12 protein-coding genes are annotated in these 23,925 nt (G+C 42.1%); 3 read left to right on the top strand and 9 right to left on the bottom strand.

Going from position 1 to position 23,925, the window contains the following annotated elements; all coding sequences use genetic code 11:
- Positions 1–30 precede the first annotated feature (30 nt).
- Positions 31–1,206: a helix-turn-helix domain-containing protein gene (locus GTK07_RS00190; protein WP_163631561.1), complete on the bottom strand. Its 1,176-nt coding sequence runs from the start codon at positions 1,204–1,206 to the stop codon at positions 31–33.
- Positions 1,207–1,284: 78 nt separating this feature from the next.
- Between GTK07_RS00190 and GTK07_RS00185 the strand changes: the two genes are divergently transcribed.
- Positions 1,285–2,550, top strand: coding sequence for an aminotransferase class V-fold PLP-dependent enzyme (locus GTK07_RS00185; RefSeq protein ID WP_163631558.1), 1,266 nt, complete (start codon positions 1,285–1,287; stop codon positions 2,548–2,550).
- Here the strand turns inward: GTK07_RS00185 and GTK07_RS00180 are convergent.
- Positions 2,547–3,443: a metallophosphoesterase gene (locus GTK07_RS00180; RefSeq protein ID WP_163631555.1), complete on the bottom strand. Its 897-nt coding sequence runs from the start codon at positions 3,441–3,443 to the stop codon at positions 2,547–2,549. The two genes, GTK07_RS00185 and GTK07_RS00180, sit on opposite strands and share 4 nt — an antisense overlap.
- A gap of 116 nt (positions 3,444–3,559) precedes the next feature.
- Here GTK07_RS00180 and GTK07_RS00175 point away from each other — a divergent pair, with 116 nt between their 5' ends.
- Positions 3,560–5,935, top strand: a complete 2,376-nt coding sequence (locus tag GTK07_RS00175; protein ID WP_163631552.1) for a GAF domain-containing protein — start codon at positions 3,560–3,562, stop codon at positions 5,933–5,935.
- 1 nt (position 5,936) lies between these two features.
- On the opposite strand, the gene GTK07_RS00170 is transcribed toward GTK07_RS00175, so the two are convergent.
- Positions 5,937–7,130, bottom strand: coding sequence for a Pycsar system effector family protein (locus tag GTK07_RS00170; protein ID WP_163631549.1), 1,194 nt, complete (start codon positions 7,128–7,130; stop codon positions 5,937–5,939).
- Positions 7,131–7,183: 53 nt separating this feature from the next.
- Between GTK07_RS00170 and GTK07_RS00165 the strand changes: the two genes are divergently transcribed.
- On the top strand, positions 7,184–10,900 hold the full coding sequence (locus tag GTK07_RS00165; protein ID WP_163631547.1) for a metallophosphoesterase: 3,717 nt from the start codon (positions 7,184–7,186) through the stop codon (positions 10,898–10,900).
- Here the strand turns inward: GTK07_RS00165 and GTK07_RS00160 are convergent.
- From GTK07_RS00160 to GTK07_RS00135, 6 genes are read right to left on the bottom strand one after another with little or no spacing between them, the layout of a single operon-like run.
- A complete protein-coding gene (locus tag GTK07_RS00160; protein WP_163631544.1) occupies positions 10,897–11,754 on the bottom strand; it encodes an NHL repeat-containing protein in 858 nt (285 codons plus the stop codon). The two genes, GTK07_RS00165 and GTK07_RS00160, sit on opposite strands and share 4 nt — an antisense overlap.
- Positions 11,747–12,646 (bottom strand): GyrI-like domain-containing protein, encoded by a 900-nt coding sequence (locus tag GTK07_RS00155; protein WP_163631541.1) that lies wholly within the window; start codon positions 12,644–12,646, stop codon positions 11,747–11,749. Before GTK07_RS00155 ends, GTK07_RS00160 begins: the two co-directional genes overlap by 8 nt.
- Before the next feature lie 21 nt (positions 12,647–12,667).
- Positions 12,668–13,999, bottom strand: a complete 1,332-nt coding sequence (locus GTK07_RS00150; protein ID WP_163631538.1) for a vanadium-dependent haloperoxidase — start codon at positions 13,997–13,999, stop codon at positions 12,668–12,670.
- 10 nt (positions 14,000–14,009) lie between these two features.
- Positions 14,010–17,246 carry a VCBS repeat-containing protein gene (locus tag GTK07_RS00145; protein ID WP_163631535.1) on the bottom strand — a complete coding sequence of 1,079 codons (3,237 nt, stop codon included), beginning with the start codon at positions 17,244–17,246 and terminating at the stop codon, positions 14,010–14,012.
- On the bottom strand, positions 17,239–20,586 hold the full coding sequence (locus GTK07_RS00140; protein ID WP_163631532.1) for a VCBS repeat-containing protein: 3,348 nt from the start codon (positions 20,584–20,586) through the stop codon (positions 17,239–17,241). The genes GTK07_RS00145 and GTK07_RS00140 overlap by 8 nt, the downstream gene beginning before the upstream one ends.
- Positions 20,587–23,883 carry a VCBS repeat-containing protein gene (locus GTK07_RS00135; protein ID WP_163631529.1) on the bottom strand — a complete coding sequence of 1,099 codons (3,297 nt, stop codon included), beginning with the start codon at positions 23,881–23,883 and terminating at the stop codon, positions 20,587–20,589.
- Positions 23,884–23,925 lie beyond the last annotated feature (42 nt).

Genomic DNA, 23,925 nt, shown 5'->3' with positions numbered 1-23,925 from the left:
GAAACGTCCTGAATTACAATGTTGGAGAAATTAGAACCTTTTTGAGGTCTTTTTTTCTTTTACATAGGCGGATGGAGATTGCCCGACATGTTTTTTGAAGGCGTTGTAAAATGCTGATTTTGAATTAAATCCAACGGTTTGTCCAATGGCCTCCACGGTAAGATGGGAAAAATCATCATCCAATAACCGTTCTTTGGAAAGCAAGATCCTTTTTTGGTTGATGTAGTCGTTAAAATTCATTCCGGTGTTGGAATTGATCAATTTGGAAACCATATTGGCATTGGCATCCAATTTTTCGGCCACATTTTTTAAGGAAGCTTCTTGGTCCGCATAATACTGTGAGGAGTCCATAAAAGCTTCAATGGATTCAAATTGGAGAGAATCGGTGGCCATGGTCTCATATTTGTCCGAAATCCAGGATTTTTCAAAGAAACGGGATTCAGAAAGTATAAAAAAGGAGGTAATAAAAGTGGTAAGCGTCTCCAAAACGCCCAAATAGTGATCGCCTCCATCATCGTCAAAATTGGAAAAGACTATGAATAGGGCCAACCCTAATATCAAAAAAACGATAATGGTATGGCGTGAAAATTTATATCGGTCTACTTTAATATTCTTTGGGGAAACCAACCCCTTCTTACTAGCATGGTACACCAGTCGGGTGGTCAGAATAAAATAGAAGGTAAAGCTGGCCATTACCAACCAACGAAATCTATCCTTAATAAAATGGTAGGAATAGTTCAAGTCCTCGTGCACGTCCACAAAGCCCAAATTGTGGTGGTATGCGCCCAAATAGGCATTGAGTTTTACTGCTTCGGGACTAGTGTAATAATTGGTCTGGGAAATGAAATATAACACAGGTAACAACAAATGCGGCCAGTGTCTTTTGAGGGTAAATGCTTGCCTTTCCAACAAGGTGAACAGAAAAAAATAAAGACTTGGGGCAATCAAAAGCACCAAAAATTCGGTGGAATCATTTAAATGGATCACGTATTTCATCAATCCGGTATAGCAGAGATAAACATCTGCAAAAACAATGCACTGTATTAAAATGACCCAACCAAAAAGGTGTATAGCGGAGGTTCTTTTGGCCCGTAAAAAGATGACCAAAGTCAAAAACAATCCTTGAACAATCCCAAGCAGCATGATGTGTGATGCCCAATCGTAACGAATGGGAATTTGATCAATAATAACCTTTACATCATCCATACAAAGGGCTTAAGTTGTATCTTGGAGGCTAAGTGAAAATGAAATTACCATTCTTTTTTTAATCAACCGTTTACCCAAATGAAAAAGCGACAATTCTTGCAATATATGGGAACCGCTGCCATGGCCGCTCCCTTTTTTACTTTGCCCATGGAACCTGGTCAACCAAAGGTTGATATGCCATATCCGTCAGATAAGGATAGCGATGAATTTTGGGAACGGATTCGAGCCGATTTTAGGTTGAAACCGGATTACATCAACCTGGAAAGTGGTTATTACAATATTATGCCCACACCGATTCTTGAAAAATATGTGGAGCATATGAAAGAAGTAAATTATCAAGGATCCTACTACATGAGAACGGTTCAAGGGGAGAATAAAATGAAAGCCGCGGCAAGAGTGGCCAAATTGGTGAACTGTTCCGAAAAGGAGTTGGTCATTACTCGGAACACCACAGAGTCATTGGACTTGATCATTGGGGGCTATCCTTGGGAAAAAGGGGATGAAGCCATTTATGCCGTTCAGGATTATGGGGCAATGCAGGTCCATTTTGAGCAGATGGAAAAACGCTACGGCATTGTTTGTAAAAAGGTTTCCCTTCCCAATCATCCCAAGTCCGATGAGGAAATTGTTTCCCTATACGAATCGCGGATAACCCCAAAAACCAAATTGTTGATGGTTTGTCACATGGTAAATGTGACCGGACATATTCTACCTATCAAAAAAATATGCGACATGGCCCATTCGCATGGTGTTGAGGTGATGGTGGATGGTGCACATTGCGTGGGACATATTAAGGTGGACCTGGCCGAGTTGAACTGTGACTATTACGGTTCCAGTCTCCACAAATGGCTTTGTGTCCCTCTGGGTGCAGGCATGCTCTATGTAGCAGAAAAGCATATTCCAAAGATCTGGCCTCTGTTGGCAGAGCACGAGAACGATCTTGCCAAGATCAGAAGATTGAACCATACTGGTACCATTCCGGTACATACCGATTTAACCATCAACGATTCTGCAGATTACCTGGAAATGATTGGATTGGAACGCAAGGAAGAACGGATGCGTTACCTGCAACGGTACTGGAGCGATCAGTTAAGGGATGTAGAAAATGTGGTCATCAATACACCCATCGAGCCACACAGAAGTTGTGGGATTGCCAATGTGGGACTACAAAACATGAAACCTGGGGAAATGGCCAAAACCCTTTTGGATGAATTCAAGGTATGGACGGTGGCCATTGACTTTGAAAATGTGCATGGATGTAGGATCACCCCCAATGTTTTCACCACTACGTATGAACTGGATCAATTTGTGACGGCCATCAAAACCATGGCCAAACGGGCTTAAGGATTGATATAGTCTACCAATTTTTCAGGGCCTTCCAACAATACCCTTACAATTTGTAGCGTGCCATCGGGCTTGGTGGCAATGTGCCATTTGATCAAGGAGATTTCCCCGTTTTCGATTTCAATCCCGGTGATGCTTCGCGGGTGTACACAACTTCCGTCATTAAAAAGGGGAATCTCGCCCGGTTCTGGAAATCGTGGCCTGTGCGTATGCCCTACTATGGTGGGCAACAGGTTTTTACTTAAGATCCAACGTTTGGTCCGTTTTTCTATCCGGATGAGTTCCTTATAGTTTTTGGCCGGACTGGTCGGGTCGGCAATGCCTACCACCTGCAACGGTTTCCAAAGGACTCTTACCAAAAAACGACCAATGCGCCAGCAAACGTAATTCCACCAATCCGCTTGGTGGCCGTGGGTACAAAATATTTTCTGACCGGTTTCACTATGTTCCAAGATCAAGGCTTCATGATAGGTTATCCCTTTAAAAAGGGTCTTGTCCGATCCATCAATGGGTTCAAAATAGTGTGACAGGTGTTTTTTTACATAATCCTTATCCTTGTATACCATGTCATGGTTGCCCCAAAGCATGTACAACCGTTTTTCCAGATGAAACTGACGGAGCAATTGGAATACATTTTTATGGGCCTCGAAAATGGAATCAAAAGTGATATTTTCCCAAAGCTCATCACCATCTCCGAGTTCAAAGTAATGGAAACCTTCCCTATAGTAATGGTTCAGGGCATGGAAGTAAATATTCCGGTTATTGGCGAAATCGTCAGCAAAACTGTTGTCCCCTCTATGACAATCGCTGAAAAAGATGAACTTGGAGCTGTCATCAAAAGGGACGGTCTCGGCATTGGCATAGGCACGGTCTAGTCGGGTAGCTGAGGACATGTGTTTTGTTTGCTAAATATCCATAATAATGGCAATTTATCCATAAAGATATCCATAACAAAGCGCGCATTTCTACTTTTTGTAACTTTACCTATTCAATCTCGACTAATCCGTTCATGAAGCACAACTACGATAATGAATCCCCTATGATCCAATTGGTCAGTTTCAACAGTTTGTTGAAATATTATGATGGCCTTGTGGATAGCCCCAACACTTACTTGGCGGAACGTGCGAAGTTTGTTCTGGAGGCACAGGCCCCTTACCCAGAATTGAGGGAGGGTTTTTCAGATCTATCGCTTCTTGAAAAGCATAAGGATGTGATCAAGATCGTATTAGAGGATACGTTCGCTCCCGTGCTCACCCAAAACGAGATAAAAGCGGCTTCGACTCCATTTGAAAACTTGGTTTTCAATTCATCTGAGCGTTTTCAAAATATTTTGAAGGAGGCTGGTCAGGATTTTAATCTGGAAATCAGTAATATTCCTTCGGAGTTCAATTATATCATGCGGTGTACCGTGGTTTTGAAATTTCACTACGGGTACAACCTCGATTTTAAGCGACCTTTCTTTTACGATATTCCAGATGCCAATGGGGTAATGCACCGTTACCGCATTTTGTACAATGCGGATTTTATGGAAATCACGCCAACAGATAAGGCCAGGGAACTTACACAGGACGATGTGGACGAACTGCTGGACAATTTTGAAAATCCGGATATCTGGAAGGAGAAAATCCCACCCAATAGTTTTATCCTGAAAGGATTTGTGATTTCCAATATGTTCGATGTTACCGCGGAACATTCCATTTCGGAAATCAAGTCCACCCTGATTGGAAGGGCACAAAGGGGCAAGGATAATTTCATGGACAGTTTTGAGGATACCTTCAGGTCTTTGTTCAAATTGAGCGATATTCGGGTCGGTTTTGCAGGGTACGATGCCGGGGCCAACAACTTTTTTAGGATTTACGGAAAAGGTATGGAGAGCTTTATCCTCAATGGTAAGGAATTGGAATCCTGTGATACGATGCTCTGTGACCACTCACATTGTAAACTGTTCAATGAAGGAAAGTATTTTGCCATTTCCAACGTTGAAAAATATTTTAACAAGGTTGAAGGAAATGTACAACCTTATAAGAATTTACTGGAACAGGGCATTAAAAGTGCCATTTTGGCCCCTATTGCCGTGAATGGGAACCTATTGGGTGTGTTGGAATTGGTATCGGGGAAAGTCAACGAACTTAACAGCGTGAATGCCAATAAGCTCGATGATGTAATGCCATACTTGATTTCCGCGGTGCTCCGTACCATAGAGGAAGAAGAAAATTTGATCGATGCCGTGATCCAGCACGAGTGCACCTCAGTGCATCCATCGGTGTATTGGAAATTCCAGGAAGAGGCCAAGCGCTTTATGGCGGATGAACTGTCTGGCAACCAACCTGTGTTCCATGAGATTGTTTTCAAGGACGTTTATCCATTGTATGGACAAATCGATATTAAGGACTCTTCTAGGGAGAGGAATTTTTCCATCCAAAAGGATTTGATGATCCAGCTTTCAGAAATAAATGAAATCTTGGAAGTGGCCATCAAAAAATATGGCTTGCTGATTTATGAGGAATTGATGTTCCGTGTGGAAACCTATTTGGATGAGGTCAAGGAAGCTTTGTATACCCACACAGAACAAGCGGTATTTGACTTTGTAAAGGAGCAAGTGAACCCCGTTTTCCAACACCTTAAAAAAGAAGATGGGGAAATTGCAGCCCTGCTCCAAAGATATGAGGAGAAGATAGACCCTTCAACAGAATCCTATTACGATCATCGCAAGAATTACGATGAAAGCGTGATGGAAGCCAATATGCAATTGGCCTCGTTGTTGGACAAAAAGCAGGAAAAGGCACAAGAAATGTTTCCACACTATTTTGAAAGGTACAAGACCGATGGTGTGGAGCACAACATGTATATAGGGGCTTCCATTGTTAAAGACCGTGCGTTTGATCAGCTCTACCTAAGAAATTTGCGATTGTGGCAATTACAGGTCATGTGCGAGATGGAGAACAAATATTATGAATTAAAGTCCAAACTTCCGGTAAAACTGGATGTAGCTTCCCTCATTCTTGTCCATAGCAATTCTTTGGCCATCCGTTTCCGAATGGATGAAAAGAGATTTGATGTGGATGGCACCTACAATGCCAGATATGAAGTGATCAAAAAACGTATAGACAAGGCTTTTATCAAGGGCACCAATGAGCGACTAACCCAAAAAGGAAAACTTTCCATTGTATATAGCCAACGTAAGGACGAACGGGAATACCTTAGGTATATCCGATTCTTAAAGGCCAAAGGCTACTTTACGGATAACATTGAAATTGTGGAATTGGAAGGACTACAAGGGGTAACGGGATTAAAAGCGATAAGAGCCGAGATTCTTTACAAAAAGGATAAAAAATCCGAGCAGACCTACACTTACGATGATTTGATGGAAGAGCTAAGGTCTTGATCTAAAAAGGCACTCTGTCCGGTCCAAAAAAACGAAAGGCAATACCGAACGCTAGAACCGAAATGATCATACCCAGCATGAAAATGTTGTAAGTAATCCGCAGTATTTTGTATTTCTTGTTCAGTACCAAACCAAGGTAGTAAAGATCTTTAGTGAGCGATGCATAGACATAGTCCTTGTCCTTGGTTAGTTCGGACATGGCCCATTCATATTCTTCCAGTTTCATTTTATGAAAGTTGCCAAAGAACAACAGGTTCACCTTTTTTTGTTCCACATCTTCCTTGGTAAATTTTCCAGTGGTGATGTTGGGTCTAGTGGCAAGCACCGAAAGGATCATGGAAGTTATGCTGAAAAGGATCAAAATCAATGTTGGGTAAATCAGGTAGGTGTTGGACGGGTTGTCCAACTTGGTGAGCAAATTTGCCAATACCAATGATACAATGATGGCATTTACGGACAACAGGATATTGGCTTTTGTGTCCGCTATATCACTAAGTTTTAAATGGTTGTTCTGGGTTACCCGATAAAGTGTCTGAATGCTGCGATCTGGGCTGTCACTCTTGTATTTGGCCTTAAGGGCTTCTTTTTTGGCAATGGTTTTTTCGGTCTTCTTTTCCTTGAGCAGTTGGTTCAGGTTTTTCTCTTTGCCCTTTTCCCAATTTTCCTTGGCATAATCGGTATAAAATTTATGTTTGGTTCGAAACATTTGGATGTTCTTCTCACGCCATTCTTTTGAAGAATAATCCGCAATGCCCAATTCCTTCAGTTCATCCCTAAGGTAATCTGTGGTTTCCCAATAACTTTTTTGTGCAAAATGGGAAATATCGGCATCTTTCATAATCTGTTCTGGCAGGTTTTTCGGCTCATGGCTCATTTTGGTGGCCAAGATCAACTTGCAGACCTGTTGGATGTCGGATTCCCCATAACCATTTTCCTTTAGGAAGGTTGCCGCCATTTTTGCACTGGCCTCTTCGTGATCGGCTATTACTTCAACATATCCAATATCATGTAGCCATGCGGCGAGCAGTATTCGCTCATTTTCCGCAATGCCCATATCATAGAAGTTGAGCAATTCTTTAGTACTTTTAACAACGCGTTGGGTATGTCGTAGGTTGTGGTACAAAAACCTTGGATCAAGTTTTTCGGATAGTAGTTCAGTTACAAAACGTTCAGTTTTTTCAACAATTTCCGACATATCTGATATTTAAATATCCAAATTACAAAATTTTGGAGTCAACCTCATAGGATATGAAGAAACATTACTTTCTAGGTCTTTTACTTGTTTTGGGATATGGTTGTGCCACCTATGAGGCTAAGTATGCCGAATCCAATCCCGTCCAAATTACATCTTCTGAAAACAAGGAAGTTGATCATACCTTTTACTTGATTGGGGATGCTGGCATGTCCCCTGATGGAGGTCTGAATCCTACCCTACTAAAGTTCAAGTCAACCCTTGACAAAGCCGATAAAAATAGCACAGTCCTTTTTTTAGGCGACAATATTTATCCTGCCGGGTTTGTGGACAAGAATGATGATCCGGAAGCCAATGCACGTTCCAAACACTACTTGGATGCCCAATTGGCCACTTTGGAATCCTTTCAAGGCAAAGTCATGTTCATTCCTGGAAACCATGATTGGTATAGTAACGGTCTTGAAGGTTTGGAAAGGGAGGAAAAGTATCTTCAAAAAGCACTTGTTAATAAAAATGTTTTTAAACCTGAAAACGGCTGTCCAATCGAGGATATGGAAATCAATGATAATATTTTGGTTATCGCAATAGATACGGAATGGTACCTGACCAACTGGGACAAGCACCCGACCATGAACGATAAATGTGAGATCAAGGATCGGACAAGATTTTTTGAGGAGTTGGAGAGCTTGATCAAAAAGAACCTGGACAAGACCATCGTGATCGCCATGCACCACCCTATGTTCACTTATGGGGAGCATGGTGGGCAATTTTCATTTGAACAGGGGCTGTATCCAACAGGTGGTAAAATTCCGTTACCTATCTTGGGTTCTGCGGCAAACCTGTTGAGAAAGACCTCAGGGGCCTCTATTGAAGACCTATCCAACAAAAAATACAATGAGTTAAGAAAGCGTATCCTTACCCTTTCCCAATATTCGGACAAGGTAGTTTTTGTATCGGGCCACGAACATACCCTTCAATATATCGAAGAATCGGGAAAACCACAGATAGTAAGCGGGGCTGGGGCCAAAACAGGTTCCACACGACTGTTGAACGGTAGTAAGTTTTCCACAGGAAGAGGAGGTTATGCCATTTTAAAGGTATTAAGGGATGGTTCTTCCGAGGTGTCTTTTTATGGGGCGGATGCCACTTCCGAAGAACTTTTGTACCAAACCCAGGTATTGCCCCCGGATAGGTCAACAACGCAAGTTTCAATGGCCCGGGATTTTCCCCCCTTTAAAACGGCTTCCATTTACACCCAAGAGGAAATTTCCAAAAGCGGTTTTCATAAATGGCTTTGGGGAGAACGGTACCGCAAATATTATGGCACCGAGGTTAGGGCCCCCACCGTACTTTTGGATACCTTGTTCGGAGGTTTAAAAGTGGTTCGGAAGGGAGGTGGCAATCAGTCCAATTCCTTACGGTTGGCGGATAACAAAGGCAGGGAATATGTAATGCGGGACCTGAGAAAGAGTGCCGAGCGCTACCTTCAGGCCATTGCGTTCCAAGACCAATACATCATTGGACAATTTGAAGGAACCTACACCGAAAAACTTTTACTGGACCTGTATACCGGTGCCCATCCTTATGCGCCTTTTACGGTTAGTGAACTATCAGACGCCGTTGGCATATATCACACCAATCCTAAATTATATTATGTTCCAAAGCAATCGGTATTGGGCCAATATAATACTGATTTTGGCAATGGACTCTACATGATCGAGGAGCACGTTTCGGATGACCATGATGACTTGGCAAGTTTTGGCAAATCGAAAAAGATAGAAAGCACCTACGACCTGATCAATAAATTGAGGGAGGACGAGGAATACAGTATTGATCAAAAGGAATATGTGAAAGCACGGCTTTTTGATATTTTGTTGGGTGATTGGGACCGGCATGTGGACCAGTGGAGATGGGCAGAGTTCAAGACCGAGAGTGGCAAAAGAGTTTTCAAACCGATACCGAGGGATAGGGACCAAGTATTTTCGCAATGGGGAGATGGCCTTATCATGGGATTTGGTTCCAAAACCGTACCGGCTCTCCGTATTTTTGAAGGATTCCATGAAAAAATCAGAAGTGTAAAAGGCTTTACATCATCCCCAAGGACCTTTGCCCTAGATATGGCATTATTGTCCGAATCAGATCTGGATATGTGGATTGAGCAGGCGAAGTTCATCCAAGAACACATCAATGATCAGGTGATAGACGAAGCGTTTCTGAATTTCCCTGATGAAGTAAGGGATGGGACGGTTGATAAAATTAAGACGGTTTTGTTGGCCAGAAAGGACCATTTGGTGGAAACGGCCAAAACCTATTATGCCGTTCTAAATAGGTTCAGCGTGGTCACAGGTACAGACAAGGACGATTATTTTCAAATTGGTTCCCTTCCAAATGGTGGGGTCGAAGTGCGTGGTTATCGAATTAAGGGAGGGGAGAAAAAGGACCTTTTCTTCAAAAAAGAATACTATCCAGACATTACTAAAGAAGTTTGGATCTATGGTTTGGATGATGATGATGTTTTTGAGGCCAACACGGAAGCTTCAAAGGTCATTGTGCGATTGGTAGGAGGCCAGAACAATGATGTATACAAGATTTCTGAAAGGTCTAGGAACGTTTTTGCCTACGATTTCAAATCCAAGAAGAATACGTTGGATGAGGCCTATGGTGGAAACATTAACTTGGTCAATGATTATGATACCAATACCTACCAATTTTTAAAGATCAAGGCCAGTAACAATCAATTGTTGCCAACCATAGGGTTCAATCCGGATGATGGTTTCAGGATTGGCGTAACCGACACATATACCTTCAATGGTTTCAGACAAAATCCATTTACCCAACAACATGTGTTCAATGCCGCCTACTATTTTGCCACCAATGGTTTTGATTTGGGATACAAGGGGGAATTTGCCCATGTTTCCAATAAGGTCAATTTAGAGTTGAAAGCGAGGTTCACAAGCCCTAATTTCACCCTTAATTTCTTTGGTTTTGGTAATGAAACGATCAATGATGATGATGAACAGCCCCTTGGTTTGGATTATAACAGGGTTCGCATGAGGACCATCAGTTTGGCTCCATCTTTGATATGGAGGGGTTACTTGGGGTCTAAAGTTAGACTTGGCGTTTCTTATGAAAGCATTGAGGTAGAAGAAACCCAAGATCGCTTTATCAATCTATTTTATCTGGAAAATGGTGAGGAAAACCACCAGAGCTTTTTTGGAGTCGAAGGGGAGTACAGTTATTCGAATACCGATAATGAGGCATTTCCAACCTTGGGAATGGGTTTTGCCCTTAACGGGGGGTTCAAGACCAATGTGGAACAATCAGGGAGGTCTTTTGGATATTTGATACCTAGTTTTTCCATGGACCATAAACTAATGGCCAATGGCCGATTGGTGCTGGCAACCAAGGCAAAAGCACATTTTACCCTAGGCGATGAGTATGAATTTTACCAAGCAGCATCCATTGGTGGCAATAATGGATTGCGGGGTTACAGGTTCCAACGTTTTACGGGTAAAACAGCCTTTTACCAAAATACCGATCTACGATATAGTTTTAGGGGAAGACCTACAGGGGTGCTACCGGTTACGCCAGGGATCTATGGAGGGTTTGATTATGGTCGCGTTTGGTTTCCCGGGGATGCATCGGATAAGTGGCACAATTCATATGGTGGAGGATTTTTCTTGAACGGGGCAGATATACTCACTGCCAATTTTGGGCTTTTCAACAGTTCGGATGGTATGCGATTTGCCTTTCAGCTCGGTTTTGGATTCTAATCCAAGATGTACCGATACAATTGCCTTCCGCCAAATATATTCTGCTCATCTGCCACTAGCAAGGTTTTGTTATCCAAAAAACAAACGGATTCTATTTGGGTGGAACAAAACAGATCTATGACAATAATTTGTGCTTGGGCTAAAGTTGGAAGATCATATCCTGTCACCAAAAATACCTGGCCATAGCTTAACAGGGCAATGGTTTTTCCATCTGGTGAAATATCTGCGCTGGTAACGGAACAACGGTTTGGATCATCACAAAGAAAAAGGGAACCCAAAAATTCCGCCTCGTAAGAACCTTCCTTATCGAGAACTCTATAGACCAAGGTTTTACCGTCATACGGACGTGTTCGGTTTTTGGTGAAAATGTACAGGTGACCTTGCCAGTGAATGAGCCCTTCGGTATCAAAATATAGGCTGTCCTTTTCTGGTGGAAATCCCTGTTGTTCAGGATATCGGAAGGATATTTTTTCGGCCTTAGGTTCTTTTTTGCCCAGTTGTTTTTGTGAAATTTTATAAATGGTGAGGTCCTTTCTTAGATTACTGTTGTTGCCAAAATCCCCAATGTACAGATTACCATCAAGGTCGGTGGTCAAGTCTTCCCAATCCACATTTTTGGCGTGTGCAATTTTTTTGGATTGGATGGATTCTGCTTTTTGGTCCACCTCGTAGATTTTGTCCTCGTTCCCGCTGTCCTCAATTACCCAGAGATTTCCATTGGGGGTGGTTTCCATTCCTGATATTTCCTTGAGCTTGGATGAAAATTTCCCTAATGGTTGTAAATTACCATGGGGTTCCTTTTGTGCACATGCTTGTGAAATGATCAATAGGAATATTAGGGCTATTTTATTCATTGGACTCCTTTAAAGGCAGATATACTTCAGTCTTCCATTCCAGTTCATTGCCACCCATATTGGGATTGTTGTAGAAAACCTCAATCGGTTTTTCCTCTATAGGAATGTCATTCTTCTTGGCATGATCCAACAAAAAATACCAAGCTCTGTCCGATGTTATGTAGTTACCATTGTAAATGGTCTTCAAGGCCTTCTTTGGAAAAATACGCTTATAGGTAATACTTGGGTGATCTGGCAGTTTTTCGGAACGTATGATAGGATAACAGAAATTATAGGATAAACTATCTTTTTTCAGGTCCCAGTCCAATACTTCAACAAAAGGAGGACCGTTTAACTTTACTTCATTCTCGAACAAGATGGAATTCAAGAAAGGATAATTGGCCATGATTCCAGCGGCCTTTTGCTCAGGAGGGGTTTTTAGATTGACACAGGCACAAAAGGTGGTAAACGTTTCGGCTTGCACAACCTTGGAAAGCTTGAATTTTTTGAGGTGATCATTCAAAAAGTCATTGAACTTAATGAGTCTTTTCCTAGATCCCTTTTCAAAATCATTGTCGGAAAAGATTATGCCAATTTTGTTCTGAAGGGAATTTTGCTCATCCTTGATGTTCACGGTAACCCTGCTCAATGAATCATGAACTGGGGTTATTTCCCAATAGTATTGATGAACTGAATCATTTGCAAAGACTTTTTGGGTAAAATGTGTTGGACTTTCAAATTCTACAGGTGCAAAGCTATCCAAAGTCCGGTTCCAAGCTTTTACGCTTTCATATACGGTGCCAGGAAAGGTCCTTGCATTAAAACTGACTTGATAATCCTGCGGCTTTAAAAACAAGTACCAAATCATGGATACCAAAAAAAGCGCAATGATAATTGATAAAATCTTTCTCATACCAAAGGCCAAAAATAACCATTAGCCCTTTGTCATATCCAATTTGTCCACAATAAATTTTCCAAGGTTTCGGCCTTGTTTAATCCCTACCTCAATAGCTGCGCGGTAGTGGATACCACCATACATTCTGCTGATGGCTGCCTCATCCGCGGCCTGGTTGAAGGAGGTAAAGGAACGAACAGGTAGCCCGTAGGGAACCTCGGTATCGTCATCAAAGGCAAAGCCTTCACCAAAAACACTTGTCAACGCTGTGGAAGCAGCACCGGATACCACACTATGGCCACTGGTATATTCTGGAAATGGAGGTGTTTGAAGTACTGGCTCCCAACTGTCATCAATATACTCATTGATCACTGTTTCTGGGCGAATGAGGTTACTTCGGTATTTTTCGTCCCAACAACTGATAAAGGCATCTGCAATGGCGATGGACGTTTTGGTATAGGCATAAACGGTTTTGCTAAAATCGGCTTCTGTTTTTCGGCAAGCGATTTTGGCAATTCCGATCCAGTGCGCCCCCGGGGTTATTTTTTTGGTGGCAAACATCAAGTGGCCCCTGGTTACCGAAACATAAGGGTTACAATCCCAAAATTGGGCTATCGCAATCTCATCGGATTTATCCCCTTTGCCTACCATGGATTTTTTAACCTCGTACACTTCCATCACCTCTTTATAAAATTGGGAATCCTTGTCCATTGAAAAAGCAGGAGGTGGAATGGGCTTGAACTGTGCCGAGGAATCTATGGCAAAAGGGCGGATCTTGCTCCAGTGGGGTTCAATCCCGTTCATATAGGCCGGAGGGGTGGGTTGCCAACGAGTGGGATCATCGGAGTTTACGGTAAACTTGGGCATGGTACGTGTTTCCTTGTAGTTGTCCTTGTTCATCCAGTCGGCAATAAAACCCGCAACTTCCAAACCGTATTCCTTTGAGGCATTGAACTCCGTCTCGTTTTGGTTCATCCAAACATTGTACAGGCTGTCACGGTATGTTTCGATTCTTTCCTCGGAAAAAATCAGTCTTTTGCTCAGATCTATATGGGCAATGAGTGCTGCCAAATCGTAATTTACATTGTCCTTGTTTTTGGGATCGGGTATACTGGTCAACCCTGTAACTTGCCCTGCCAAGGATTTATAGGGGCCATCTTTTTTGGCAATGATTTCGTACGCGGCAATATTGGGATAGGCAAATATCCTACTAGCCACTGGTGGGGAGAAAATATCGTGGATCATCACTTCTACGACCTTGTCCACGGACTGATGAAATTCTTCCGAAGTGATCACAATGGGTTGTTCCTTCTTTTGACACGAGGTAAGTACCAATAGTACGAATGCGATTAAACTAACTTTTACTTTCATGGCCTCTTGATTAATTAATTTTATAGACTTGTGCTTTGTCGTTGTTGAATACTGCTAACAGATATTTTTGTCCATTCAGGGCAATGGTTTTTAGGTGACGTACGGATTTTTTAGTCAGATCCAGACCCAAAACATTACCAAGGACAACTTCTTTTTCATCCTTGATCAGGGCACCTGGAAAAGAGTCCAATCGTCCGTGATAGGGTTTCACACCAAAATAATTGCCCCCAACCAATGCTTCTTGTTTGCCATCCCCATCAAAATCGTCCACAAGGAACGCCATGATCGGCGCAACTTGAAGGTCATTTTTAAAGGGTACAAATACAAATGTACCGTTGTCATTTCTCAAATATCCAGACTGAAGGGTGTTGACCTCCAGTAAGGTTGAATTTTTCAGGACATCATTCCCAAAAAGGTCTTCCATGGTCTTTCCGGCAAAGGCTTTATAGCTATTGTATTTCTTTTTAAGGAAAACCAATTGCGAAGCAAGCCCGTCCAACGTCTCCAACGGATAGTATTTTCCATCCTTTTCCATGGCAGTTACGGTCTCGGTCTGGCCGTTCCCATCAAAATCATTGAAATAAAGCTTCATAGGGTATTCCTTTGATGCTTTGAACTTGGTATTCATTCCCCAATTACCCAGCAGGTAATCCATATCCCCATCCTGATCAATATCAAAAGCTTCGATAGTTTGCCAAAGCCCCTTTTGATTCATTTCGTTCACCAAAGAAAATTGGCCTTTGTTATTTTTAAGGAACTTGGGCGACATCCATTCCCCAATCAAAATAAGGTCTGTTTGGCCATCTTTGTCAAAATCGCTCCAAAGGGCATCTGTCACCATTCCTTGAGAATGTGCTTCAAATCCCTTAAAAATTTGGAAGGACCCCTTGACGTTTTCCAGAATATAGGATATTGCCGGGGCTCCGAACTTGCCAGTAATGGTGTATCCTCCCACAAAGACATCCAGGTCACCATCATTATCAAAATCAAAAGGTCGTACTACTGAAGAATTCTGGTAGAATTGTGGAAGGGCCAGAGAAACAAAGGTAGAGTCCTGCTGAACGAAAACATTGTCCAAAAGTGCATCCGATTTTCCGAAAAAGTCGCCCCCACCAGCAGTTACGAAGAGGTCGTTTTTACCATCTTTGTTGAAATCGGCAATGGTTGCGGAAATGTTTTCCTTAACCGAATCTTTTTGAATAACCGGGTAATTTTGCTGTACAAACATGGAATCCTGTTGTACGTAAATGCGTGACGGTTCAAATTTAGACCCTCCAAAATAAACATCTTCTTTTCCGTCTTGGTTGAGGTCGCCAATAGCCACGGCCGGACCTCTATCGGAAACTTGGTATGGGATGAGTTTTTCCCGGTTAAAGTCGGTATAGTTGTCCTCTACATGTGTAAAGTCCAATCCTAAATTGTTGGCAATAGGTGTAAAGCGTTGTTTTTTGGCTTTGTGCAGGGTGTTGTAGTCGAAAGGTTTGGCATTTTCAGGAGCTACGGTAAGGATTTGGTTCACTACAACATTTTTCATCACCTGGTAAGTTCTGTTGGGCCAAATAATTTTGATGGAATCTATTTTTTGGATGTTGCCGTAACCAAAATGGATCAAGGGTTCCGATGAGGCCTGAAATCCCCTGGTAGGGAACAATTCCTTGAACTGAAGCCCTCCATTTTGATAGGAGAAAACCTTGGTGCCAATACCCAAAGTGTTCTTTCCACTAAATTTGAACTTTAGTTCAAGATAGCTTCCCTTGTTATTTGCCTTGTTGATGTACAAAGATGCAGGTTGATTGATATTGTTGGTCACCAGGTCCATATCCCCATCACCATCCAAATCCGCCATGGCCGTGGCACCTGAAATCAGGGTGTCCTTCGTGATCCAGTTGCCGGACATGTCCTTGAAATTCAAATCCTCGTTTCCTCGGAACACATAATTGTGCACACTACCGGAAGGCATTAGGTCCAAGGCTTTTTCATCGACCAGTTTGGTATTGTCCAGTTTTTGTTGGATCTGATCATTGGAGGCAAAATTGATAAAGTCCAAATCGTTTGGCCTTTTTGGAATACCGTTGGATATGAAAACATCCTGAAGGCCATCCAGGTCATAATCTGCAAAAAGGGCACTCCAACTCCAATCAGTGGCTGCAATACCGCTCATCAAGGCGGTTTCCATGAAATTACCATCAGGTTGGTTCACAAAAAGCATGTTCCGTGTAAATTGGTAGTGGTAGCCAAATCGGTCGATCCGCATTTTTTGGGTTTGGATGTTATCGTCGCCTTCAGAAGATTTTAGCGCTACTTCATCTTCAGGGAGCATGTCCAGCGACATAAAATCTGGCCTACCATCGTTGTTGATATCGGCCACATCATTGCCCATGGAGAACCTGCTGGTGTGCCCGAAGTATTTTCTAAGACTTTCGGTAAAAGTTCCGTCCCCGTTGTTCAGATAATAGTAATCATCCTCATGAAAATCATTGCCGACATAAATATCGGGGTATCCATCTTGATTGAAATCGGCAATGGCCAATCCCAATCCGTATCCGTTGATACCACCATAAATTCCGGCCTGTTCGCTCACATCCACAAACTTGCCATCGTCATTTCGCATTAGCTTGTCACCGGTTTCATATCGGCGTTCGTACCTAAGGTCAAAGCGTCCGAAGGAGTTTTGGGTGTGCACTGCATGGTTGAGCAAGTAAAGGTCCAGGTCACCATCCAGATCGTAATCAAAAAAAGTGGCATTGGAGCTGTAGGAATCAAAATCGAGCCCATATTTGGCTGCACTTTCGGTAAACGTATTGTCGCCGTTGTTGATATAAAGTTCGTTGAAACCGTTAAATCCATTGATACCCACTACGGCACATACATAAATGTCCAAAAGGCCATCTCCGTTTACATCGGCCATTGTAGTGCCCGTGTTCCAAGTGCTGTTCCCCTCAATTCCGGCAGCGGTGGAAATATCCTCGAACTTTAAATTGCCTTTGTTGAGGTATAATTTGTTCTTGACCTGATTTCCGGTAAAAAAGATATCTGGAAGCCCATCGTTGTTGATGTCCCCGATGGAGACACCACCACCATTGTAAAAGTAGAGATAGTCCAAAATGCTTAGATTATCCGATGAGGTCAAGGTGTTGGTGAACTCGATACCTGTGTCCTTTGGTTTGGGATTTTCAAAAAGGCTACCTTCCTTTTTGCAGGAAACAAAAAGGAGTAGTATAAGTGATATGGACCAAAACCTATTCATTGATGGCAAAAATCTTTGGTTTGTTGTTATTGATGGCAGTAATAACAAAGGTTTTACCATTCTTGTCCTTGAACTGTTCCATATATTTTACCTCGTCCCTTATTTTGAATCCGCTGGTGTCATATTCCTGCCAGGTAAAGCCCAACTTGCCATCACCTAATAACAGATTGCCTTGGCCGGCATCCAATCTTGAAAATTGTGGTTTGAACTCGAAATTATTACCAGCCATGATCAAGTCCAGGTTACCATCATTGTTCACATCGGTACAGGTGATGTCACAAATGCAGGATAGTTGAACCCTTGGGGGCAAATTTTGAATTCGGAACTTTCCACCCCCTTCGTTGATAGCGATGACCGAAGCAGAGGTCTCCACTTTTTTCACGATGGATTTAGAAATTACTTCTTCAGGAAACAATTGATGTATAGTTCTGTTTGCGTAGTCCGAAGCTTTTAGGTTTTGTTTCTTGAGGGCCGGTAATTGTTCCGTTAACTCCCGTTTCTGATGTATGGGATAATCGCCACCATTGTCTTGAAGGGTAACGATCTGCTCAATGGTTCCGTTGTTATCATAATCATTGATCCACATTTTCATTGGGGCATACTCGGTTGGTTTGTAATGCAGGTTCAATCCTTGATTGCCCAGAATAAGGTCCAAGTCGCCATCACCATCCAGGTCTGCGGCCTCCACAGTGTTCCACCATCCGTATAAACTATCCAGGGAGCTGGTCATTTTGGTCAATCTTCGGCCTGTGTTCTTATAGATTTTTGGGGTGTCCCACTCGGCGGTCAGGACCAAATCTTTTTTGTTGTCCCCATCAACATCCACCCATTTGGAATCGGTTACCATTCCAGCGTTTTTAAGGTCGTAACCCAATCGTTCCGTAACATCCGTAAAGGTACCATCCCCCATATTTTCCAAAAGAAGATGGTCAGGTGATAGACCATAAACACCAACCACACTGCGTGATCCAATAAATACATCCATGTCCCCATCATTATCAAAATCATAGGGAGCAATGGTAGAGATGTTTTTGAAGGTGGATGGCAATTCATTCAGGGATTTGGTGAAGTTTCCTTTACCATCGTTCAAATATAAACGTGCCCGGTAAGTCCGTTGCTCTTGAACATTATTTCCTCCAGAGCCTACCATCAGATCTTGGTCTCCGTCACCATCCGCATCAAAAAAGGCAGCGGCCACATCCTCAAAATCTTTATCAACCTCAAACGCATCCAATTTTTTCAAAGCCACTTTGCCATTGCCGGAATGTACATAAAGCGTTCCAGGTTGCCCCTTGGCCCCGCCAATATAGAAATCCTCATTTCCATCTCCATTGATATCTGCAACGGCCAACGAAGGTCCCTCTTGGGAAAGTTTATTGTAGATAAGCCCTTCGTAGTCAAAATCATTGTAGTTGTCCTCCTGATGGGTTACAAAAGAACTGGATTCCAATTCCTTCAAATAAGATTTTACAGCATTTTCCTTTGGAAGTTTATATGTTTCCTTGGCATTTGCATGATCAAAAGTGATGACCTGGTTGGCCGGTACATTTTCCATTTTTTCGGTTAGGTCATCTGGCCAGACAACCCTAATGGAATCCAATTTTTCAGTTTTTCCTAAACCGATGGTCATTTCATAACCCATTGAGGATTGGAACCCACGGGAAGGAATCAGTTCTTGGTTCACGATATTCCCATCAAAATAGAATTTGGCCAAAGCTCCAATGGCAAAAACGTTGGTTTTGGGGCCTTTGAACTTCAATTGTATAAAGTTGTTGTGCAGTTGTGTTTCTGCATTGTTTTTATAGATAAAGGCAGGTGTGTTCACGTTGTTGATGACCAAATCAAGGTCTCCATCATTATCCAAATCGGCGTAAGCGGCCCCATTGGAACGGGAGGGGAGCTCAAAGCCCCACTCTTTGTTCGCATTTTTAAAGGAGATATCGCCGTTGTTCTTGTAGGCATAGTTGGGCTGTGGCTTTATGGGCATTTTGCTGATGATGGAATCGATGGATTCCTTTTTGCCGGTAAGCGCCATTTTTTGAACAATCTCATTGGCGAAAAAGTCCACAAAATCCAGATCGGTCAGGTCATGATTGATACCATTGGTAATGAAAATGTCCTTTAACCCATCGTTGTCCATATCAAAGATCAAACCTGCCCAACTCCAATCCGTGGCATCGATACCGCTATAGTAGGCGACTTCCGAAAAGGTGCCATTGCCATTATTGAGTTGGAGGGTATTCTGAATGTACTGCTGATAAAAATCCTTGCTTTGTTTTAGGTTGAAAACATTATAACCTTCAAACTCCATAACCGATTTTACCCTGTTTTCTTTCTCCGGGAGCATATCGGTAATGAAGATATCGTTATGGCCATCATTGTTGATATCGGCCACATCGATTCCCATGGCAGACAAGCTCAGGTGAGAGGTCCAATCTTTGATTTCTTCCTTAAATGTGCCATCTTTTTGGTTGATGTAGAGGTAATCCCGCTCATAAAAGTCATTGGAAACGTAAATATCCGGATAAAGATCTCCATTGAAATCTGTTACCAAAACGCCCAATCCAAACCCAATCAGACTTCCATAGATCCCCGCCTTTTCGCTGACATCCACAAATTTACCGTCATCATTTCGCAATAGCATGTCTCCCACACCTTTGAAGATATCCGGTACGCCTTCCCAATCCTGGGCACGTACCTCACGTTGTTCGGCGTAACCAAGACTACTGACAGGGATGTTGCTATTGTTCAATATGTAAACATCCAGGTCTCCATCCTTATCATAATCAAAAAAGGAGGCATGCGTGGTGAAACCTGTTTTAGCCAGGTTGTATTCCGCTGCTTTTTCGGTAAAGGTAAGATCACCGTTATTGATGTATAAATCATTGTCATGGTTGTTGCCTTCCATGTTACCGGCGTTACACACATAGATGTCCAACAGACCATCTTGGTTAATGTCTACCATCACCACTCCTGTAGACCATGGTTTGTTACCCATAATTCCCGCACTTTCCGAAATATCTTCGAACTGAAAATTGCCTTTGTTCAGATAAAGTCTGTTGGCAACCATATTCCCGGTGAGATAGATATCCTGCAAACCATCATTGTTGATGTCTCCAATGGCCACACCGCCGCCGTTATAAAAATTCCGGTATTTAAAAATGTTGAAGTTTTTTTGGTTCTCTACCTTGTTGACAAAGGCTACCCCGGTTTCTTCCGGGGTCAATAGGGTAAAAAGCGTTTCTTTTTGCTCTTCTTGGGTATTGTTATCTACCTCTTTGTTTTTACACGCTAGTGCAGCGAGTATCAAAAGGCATGGAACGGTATATTTCAGTTTCATTTATCTTGCAGTTTTTTTCACTAAAAAAATGGGGGCTTCATTGTTCAAGGCAATGATGAGAGATTGTTTCCCATTTACATTCATTTTTTTGATCCTTCTGGCAGCACCCGAAATTCCCAAGCTTTGCTTGTAGCCGATGTTGCCGCTTTCATCATTTTGCAATAATAACCCGTGTGAGGCGTCTAATCTACCAAGTTGGGTGCTTATCTCAAAATTATTGCCCACCATTAATATTTCGTTAATCATTTCTTTGTCATTTCTTTCCAGATAAATATCGTTCACTGAAGATGATTGAACCAACCATGGTAGTTCCTTGGATGTAAAGTTGCCATGTCCATCATTCACAAAATAGGTCGTGGCCAAAACGTAAACTTTTCGCTTGATGGATTCTTCCAGTTTCTCTTTTCCAAAAAGCTCTTCAAGGGAGGCTTTTGCAAAGTCTTTATAGAACAGAAATTTTTTATTTAGAAAAGGCATTTGTTTGGCCAGTTCATCTTTAGATGCAAACGCGGTTTCTTTATCTCCATGAAAATGGGTCACCACTGTTTCAATGGATCCATTCCCATCAAAATCATTGATGTACAGGGTGATTGGCTTTTCCATGGAAGCTTGAAATTTGGTATTCTGCCCCCAATTGCCGGCCAGGATATCAAGGTCTCCATCATTGTCCAAATCGGCAAGTTCAATACAATTCCACCAGCCGTTCGTGTTTTGAAGTCCGTTACTCTTCTGTTCCACTAATTTTTCCCCATTATTTAGAAAGACGGTAACAGGGGTCCAATGGCCAGCAACTACTAAATCTGGATAACCATTGTGGTCCAAATCAGACCAGACAAGGTCCTTTATATTGCCCAGATTCTGAAAATCTGGAGCAATTGAAGAAGTGATTTCCCTGAAATTTCCATTTCCATCATTTTCAAAAAGATACTGTCTGGATTTTTTTCCAAATTCCGTTGGCATTGAGTTGGAGGCAATGCAGACATCTAAGTCCCCGTCGGCATCGAAATCAACAGCGACTATTCTTGAAGCGTTTACAACTAACCCATCAAATGTGTCTTCATCTTGTTCCAGTGTACCGCTTTGATTTTTGTAGAATCGGGGTTGAAGGGGCTTTCCTTTGGTAAATTCGTTGCCTCCGCTAACAATTACCAGGTCAAGGTCCCCGTCATTATCGGCATCAAAGAAAACTTGGTCCACATCCTCACTGATGGCGTCCATTAGGAACATATCAGGTTGATACGTATTAAAATCTCCTTTTTCATCTTGAAGAAATAGTGCCGAAGGCTGGTTTTTACCACCACAGACAAAAAGATCATCGTGTCCATCATTGTTGAAATCCACAACGGCAATGGATGGCCCTTCATTGGAATAGGCGAACGGCACCAATGGATTTCGGTCAAAATCAAGTGAAGGGTATTCTTTGTGTACAAAATCTAGGGGATTGTCCAGTTTTACATATTCTGATGGTGATAAATCTGATTTGTTCCCATAAAAATTTCCTGACGCATTGGATACGGATACCTCAATGGTTTGGTTTGCTGAGATGTTCCGTAAAGTTTCAAAAGACCCTCCAGGCCAAATAATTTGTATGGAATCTATTATGGAATCTTGTCCCACTCCAAAGTTCAAGGTGTTGTCCTTGGCTGAAAGAAAGCCCCTTGTTACAATATTTTCTTGGACGGACTTTCCATCTTTGTGGTTGATAATTGCTTTTGCCCCAAGGCCTAAACGATTCTTTGGACTACCTTTAAATTTAATTTTAATGTAGTTGTTTTGGGATAATGTGTTTTCCATTACAAAGGCTTCCTGGTTCACATTGTTGACCACTACATCCAAATCGCCATCATTATCCAGGTCCGTATATACACAACCATTACTAAAGGATGCAATTTGAGGGGCCCAAGCTTGGGTTATATCGGTGAACGTTGCTCCGCCATTGTTCTTGTAAAAATAATTCTGGACTTTCTTTGTGGGCAAACGGTCAATTAGTTCCATGTCCTTGTCAGTGAGTCCTTTCTCGATTGTTTTTTGGATTTCTTCGTTGGAAATGTAATTGATATAGTCCATATCGTTGGTTACGCCCTTTATGCCATTTGATATGAAAAGGTCTTTAAAGCCATCGTTGTCAAAATCTGCGAAAAGGCCACTCCAGGACCATTCAGTGGCGTCTATACCGCTAAGGTTGGCAATTTCACCAAAGTTTTCCCCATCTAAGTTTAAATGCAGGGCATTTTGCATGAACTGGGGAGCAAAACCATTTTTCAAATATTGCTGATAAACCGGATAGGCATATTCAAGCCCTGATGTTTTATAAGTTTCCAGATCTTCTGGCAGCATGTCTAGGGAAAGGATGTCAGAAAGCCCATCATTGTTTATGTCGGCAATATCATTTCCCATTGAAAAATGGGTGGTATGGCCTAATTTTTTATCGTTCTCAGAGATGGTTTCATTAAAAGTTCCATTTTTTTGGTTGATGTAGAGATAATCGTTTTCAAAAAAATCATTCCCAATGTAAATATCGGGGTACCCATCATTGTTTATATCACTGATGGCCAAACCCAAACCGTAGCCTATGGTTCCCTGAAAAATACCAGCTTCTTTTGATACATTGGTATAGTGCCCGTCATCGTTTCTAAAAAGAATATCGCCTGACATGGAATCTACCATTTTTCTTTTGGTTCCCTTCCCATAGGACCTGTTCGGATTTACGGAATGGTTCATCAGATACAGGTCGAGGTCCCCATCAAGGTCATAATCAAAAAAAGCGGCCTGAGTGGCATAGCCGATAAAGTCAAGGCCATATTTGGCGGCTTCCTCTTTGAAAGTGGGGACTCCATTTTCATTGTTGCCTTGATTGATATATAACAAGTTTTGGCCTTGGATTTTTCCATGGTCGCCTACTTTGCAGATGTAAATGTCCAAGAGACCATCGTTGTTGATATCGGCATGGGTAACCCCGGTAGTCCACCCAGAATCGTTATTGATTTGTGCAGCAACGGTAATATCCTCAAACTTTAAATTGCCCTTGTTCAAGTACAGTTTATCAGCACCCTGATTGGAAGTAAAATAGAGGTCAACCAAGCTATCGCCATTAAAGTCGCCTGCGGCGACACCTGCCCCATTATAAAAATAGAGATAGTTTAATATGTTCAGTTCCGGGGTCTGCACCAATTCATTTTTAAACTTGATACCGGTCTCACGGGAATCTTTTAGTTCAAATAATGTTTTAGGTCCAGTTTTTTGACAACCGATCAAGGTGATGACCATCCCAAAAACCAGATAATAGGGTGCTCTCATTTTATCTTTCAATAGCGCGGTTCAAGATACTTATTTCCAAAG

This window comes from Flagellimonas sediminis (assembly GCF_010500845.1).
Classification (GTDB): domain Bacteria; phylum Bacteroidota; class Bacteroidia; order Flavobacteriales; family Flavobacteriaceae; genus Flagellimonas; species Flagellimonas sediminis.
The sequence above is the reverse complement of the archived record's forward strand: the minus strand, read 5'-3'. Positions and strand labels throughout refer to the sequence as shown.

Excerpts from the sequence above, each read along its gene's own strand:
- GTK07_RS00190 (WP_163631561.1), bottom strand. The coding sequence starts at position 1,206 with ATGGATGATGTAAAGGTTATTATTGATCAAATTCCCATTCGTTACGAT.
- GTK07_RS00185 (WP_163631558.1), top strand. The coding sequence starts at position 1,285 with ATGAAAAAGCGACAATTCTTGCAATATATGGGAACCGCTGCCATGGCC.
- GTK07_RS00180 (WP_163631555.1), bottom strand. The coding sequence starts at position 3,443 with ATGTCCTCAGCTACCCGACTAGACCGTGCCTATGCCAATGCCGAGACC.
- GTK07_RS00175 (WP_163631552.1), top strand. The coding sequence starts at position 3,560 with ATGAAGCACAACTACGATAATGAATCCCCTATGATCCAATTGGTCAGT.
- GTK07_RS00170 (WP_163631549.1), bottom strand. The coding sequence starts at position 7,130 with ATGTCGGAAATTGTTGAAAAAACTGAACGTTTTGTAACTGAACTACTA.
- GTK07_RS00165 (WP_163631547.1), top strand. The coding sequence starts at position 7,184 with ATGAAGAAACATTACTTTCTAGGTCTTTTACTTGTTTTGGGATATGGT.
- GTK07_RS00160 (WP_163631544.1), bottom strand. The coding sequence starts at position 11,754 with ATGAATAAAATAGCCCTAATATTCCTATTGATCATTTCACAAGCATGT.
- GTK07_RS00155 (WP_163631541.1), bottom strand. The coding sequence starts at position 12,646 with ATGAGAAAGATTTTATCAATTATCATTGCGCTTTTTTTGGTATCCATG.
- GTK07_RS00150 (WP_163631538.1), bottom strand. The coding sequence starts at position 13,999 with ATGAAAGTAAAAGTTAGTTTAATCGCATTCGTACTATTGGTACTTACC.
- GTK07_RS00145 (WP_163631535.1), bottom strand. The coding sequence starts at position 17,246 with ATGAATAGGTTTTGGTCCATATCACTTATACTACTCCTTTTTGTTTCC.
- GTK07_RS00140 (WP_163631532.1), bottom strand. The coding sequence starts at position 20,586 with ATGAAACTGAAATATACCGTTCCATGCCTTTTGATACTCGCTGCACTA.
- GTK07_RS00135 (WP_163631529.1), bottom strand. The coding sequence starts at position 23,883 with ATGAGAGCACCCTATTATCTGGTTTTTGGGATGGTCATCACCTTGATC.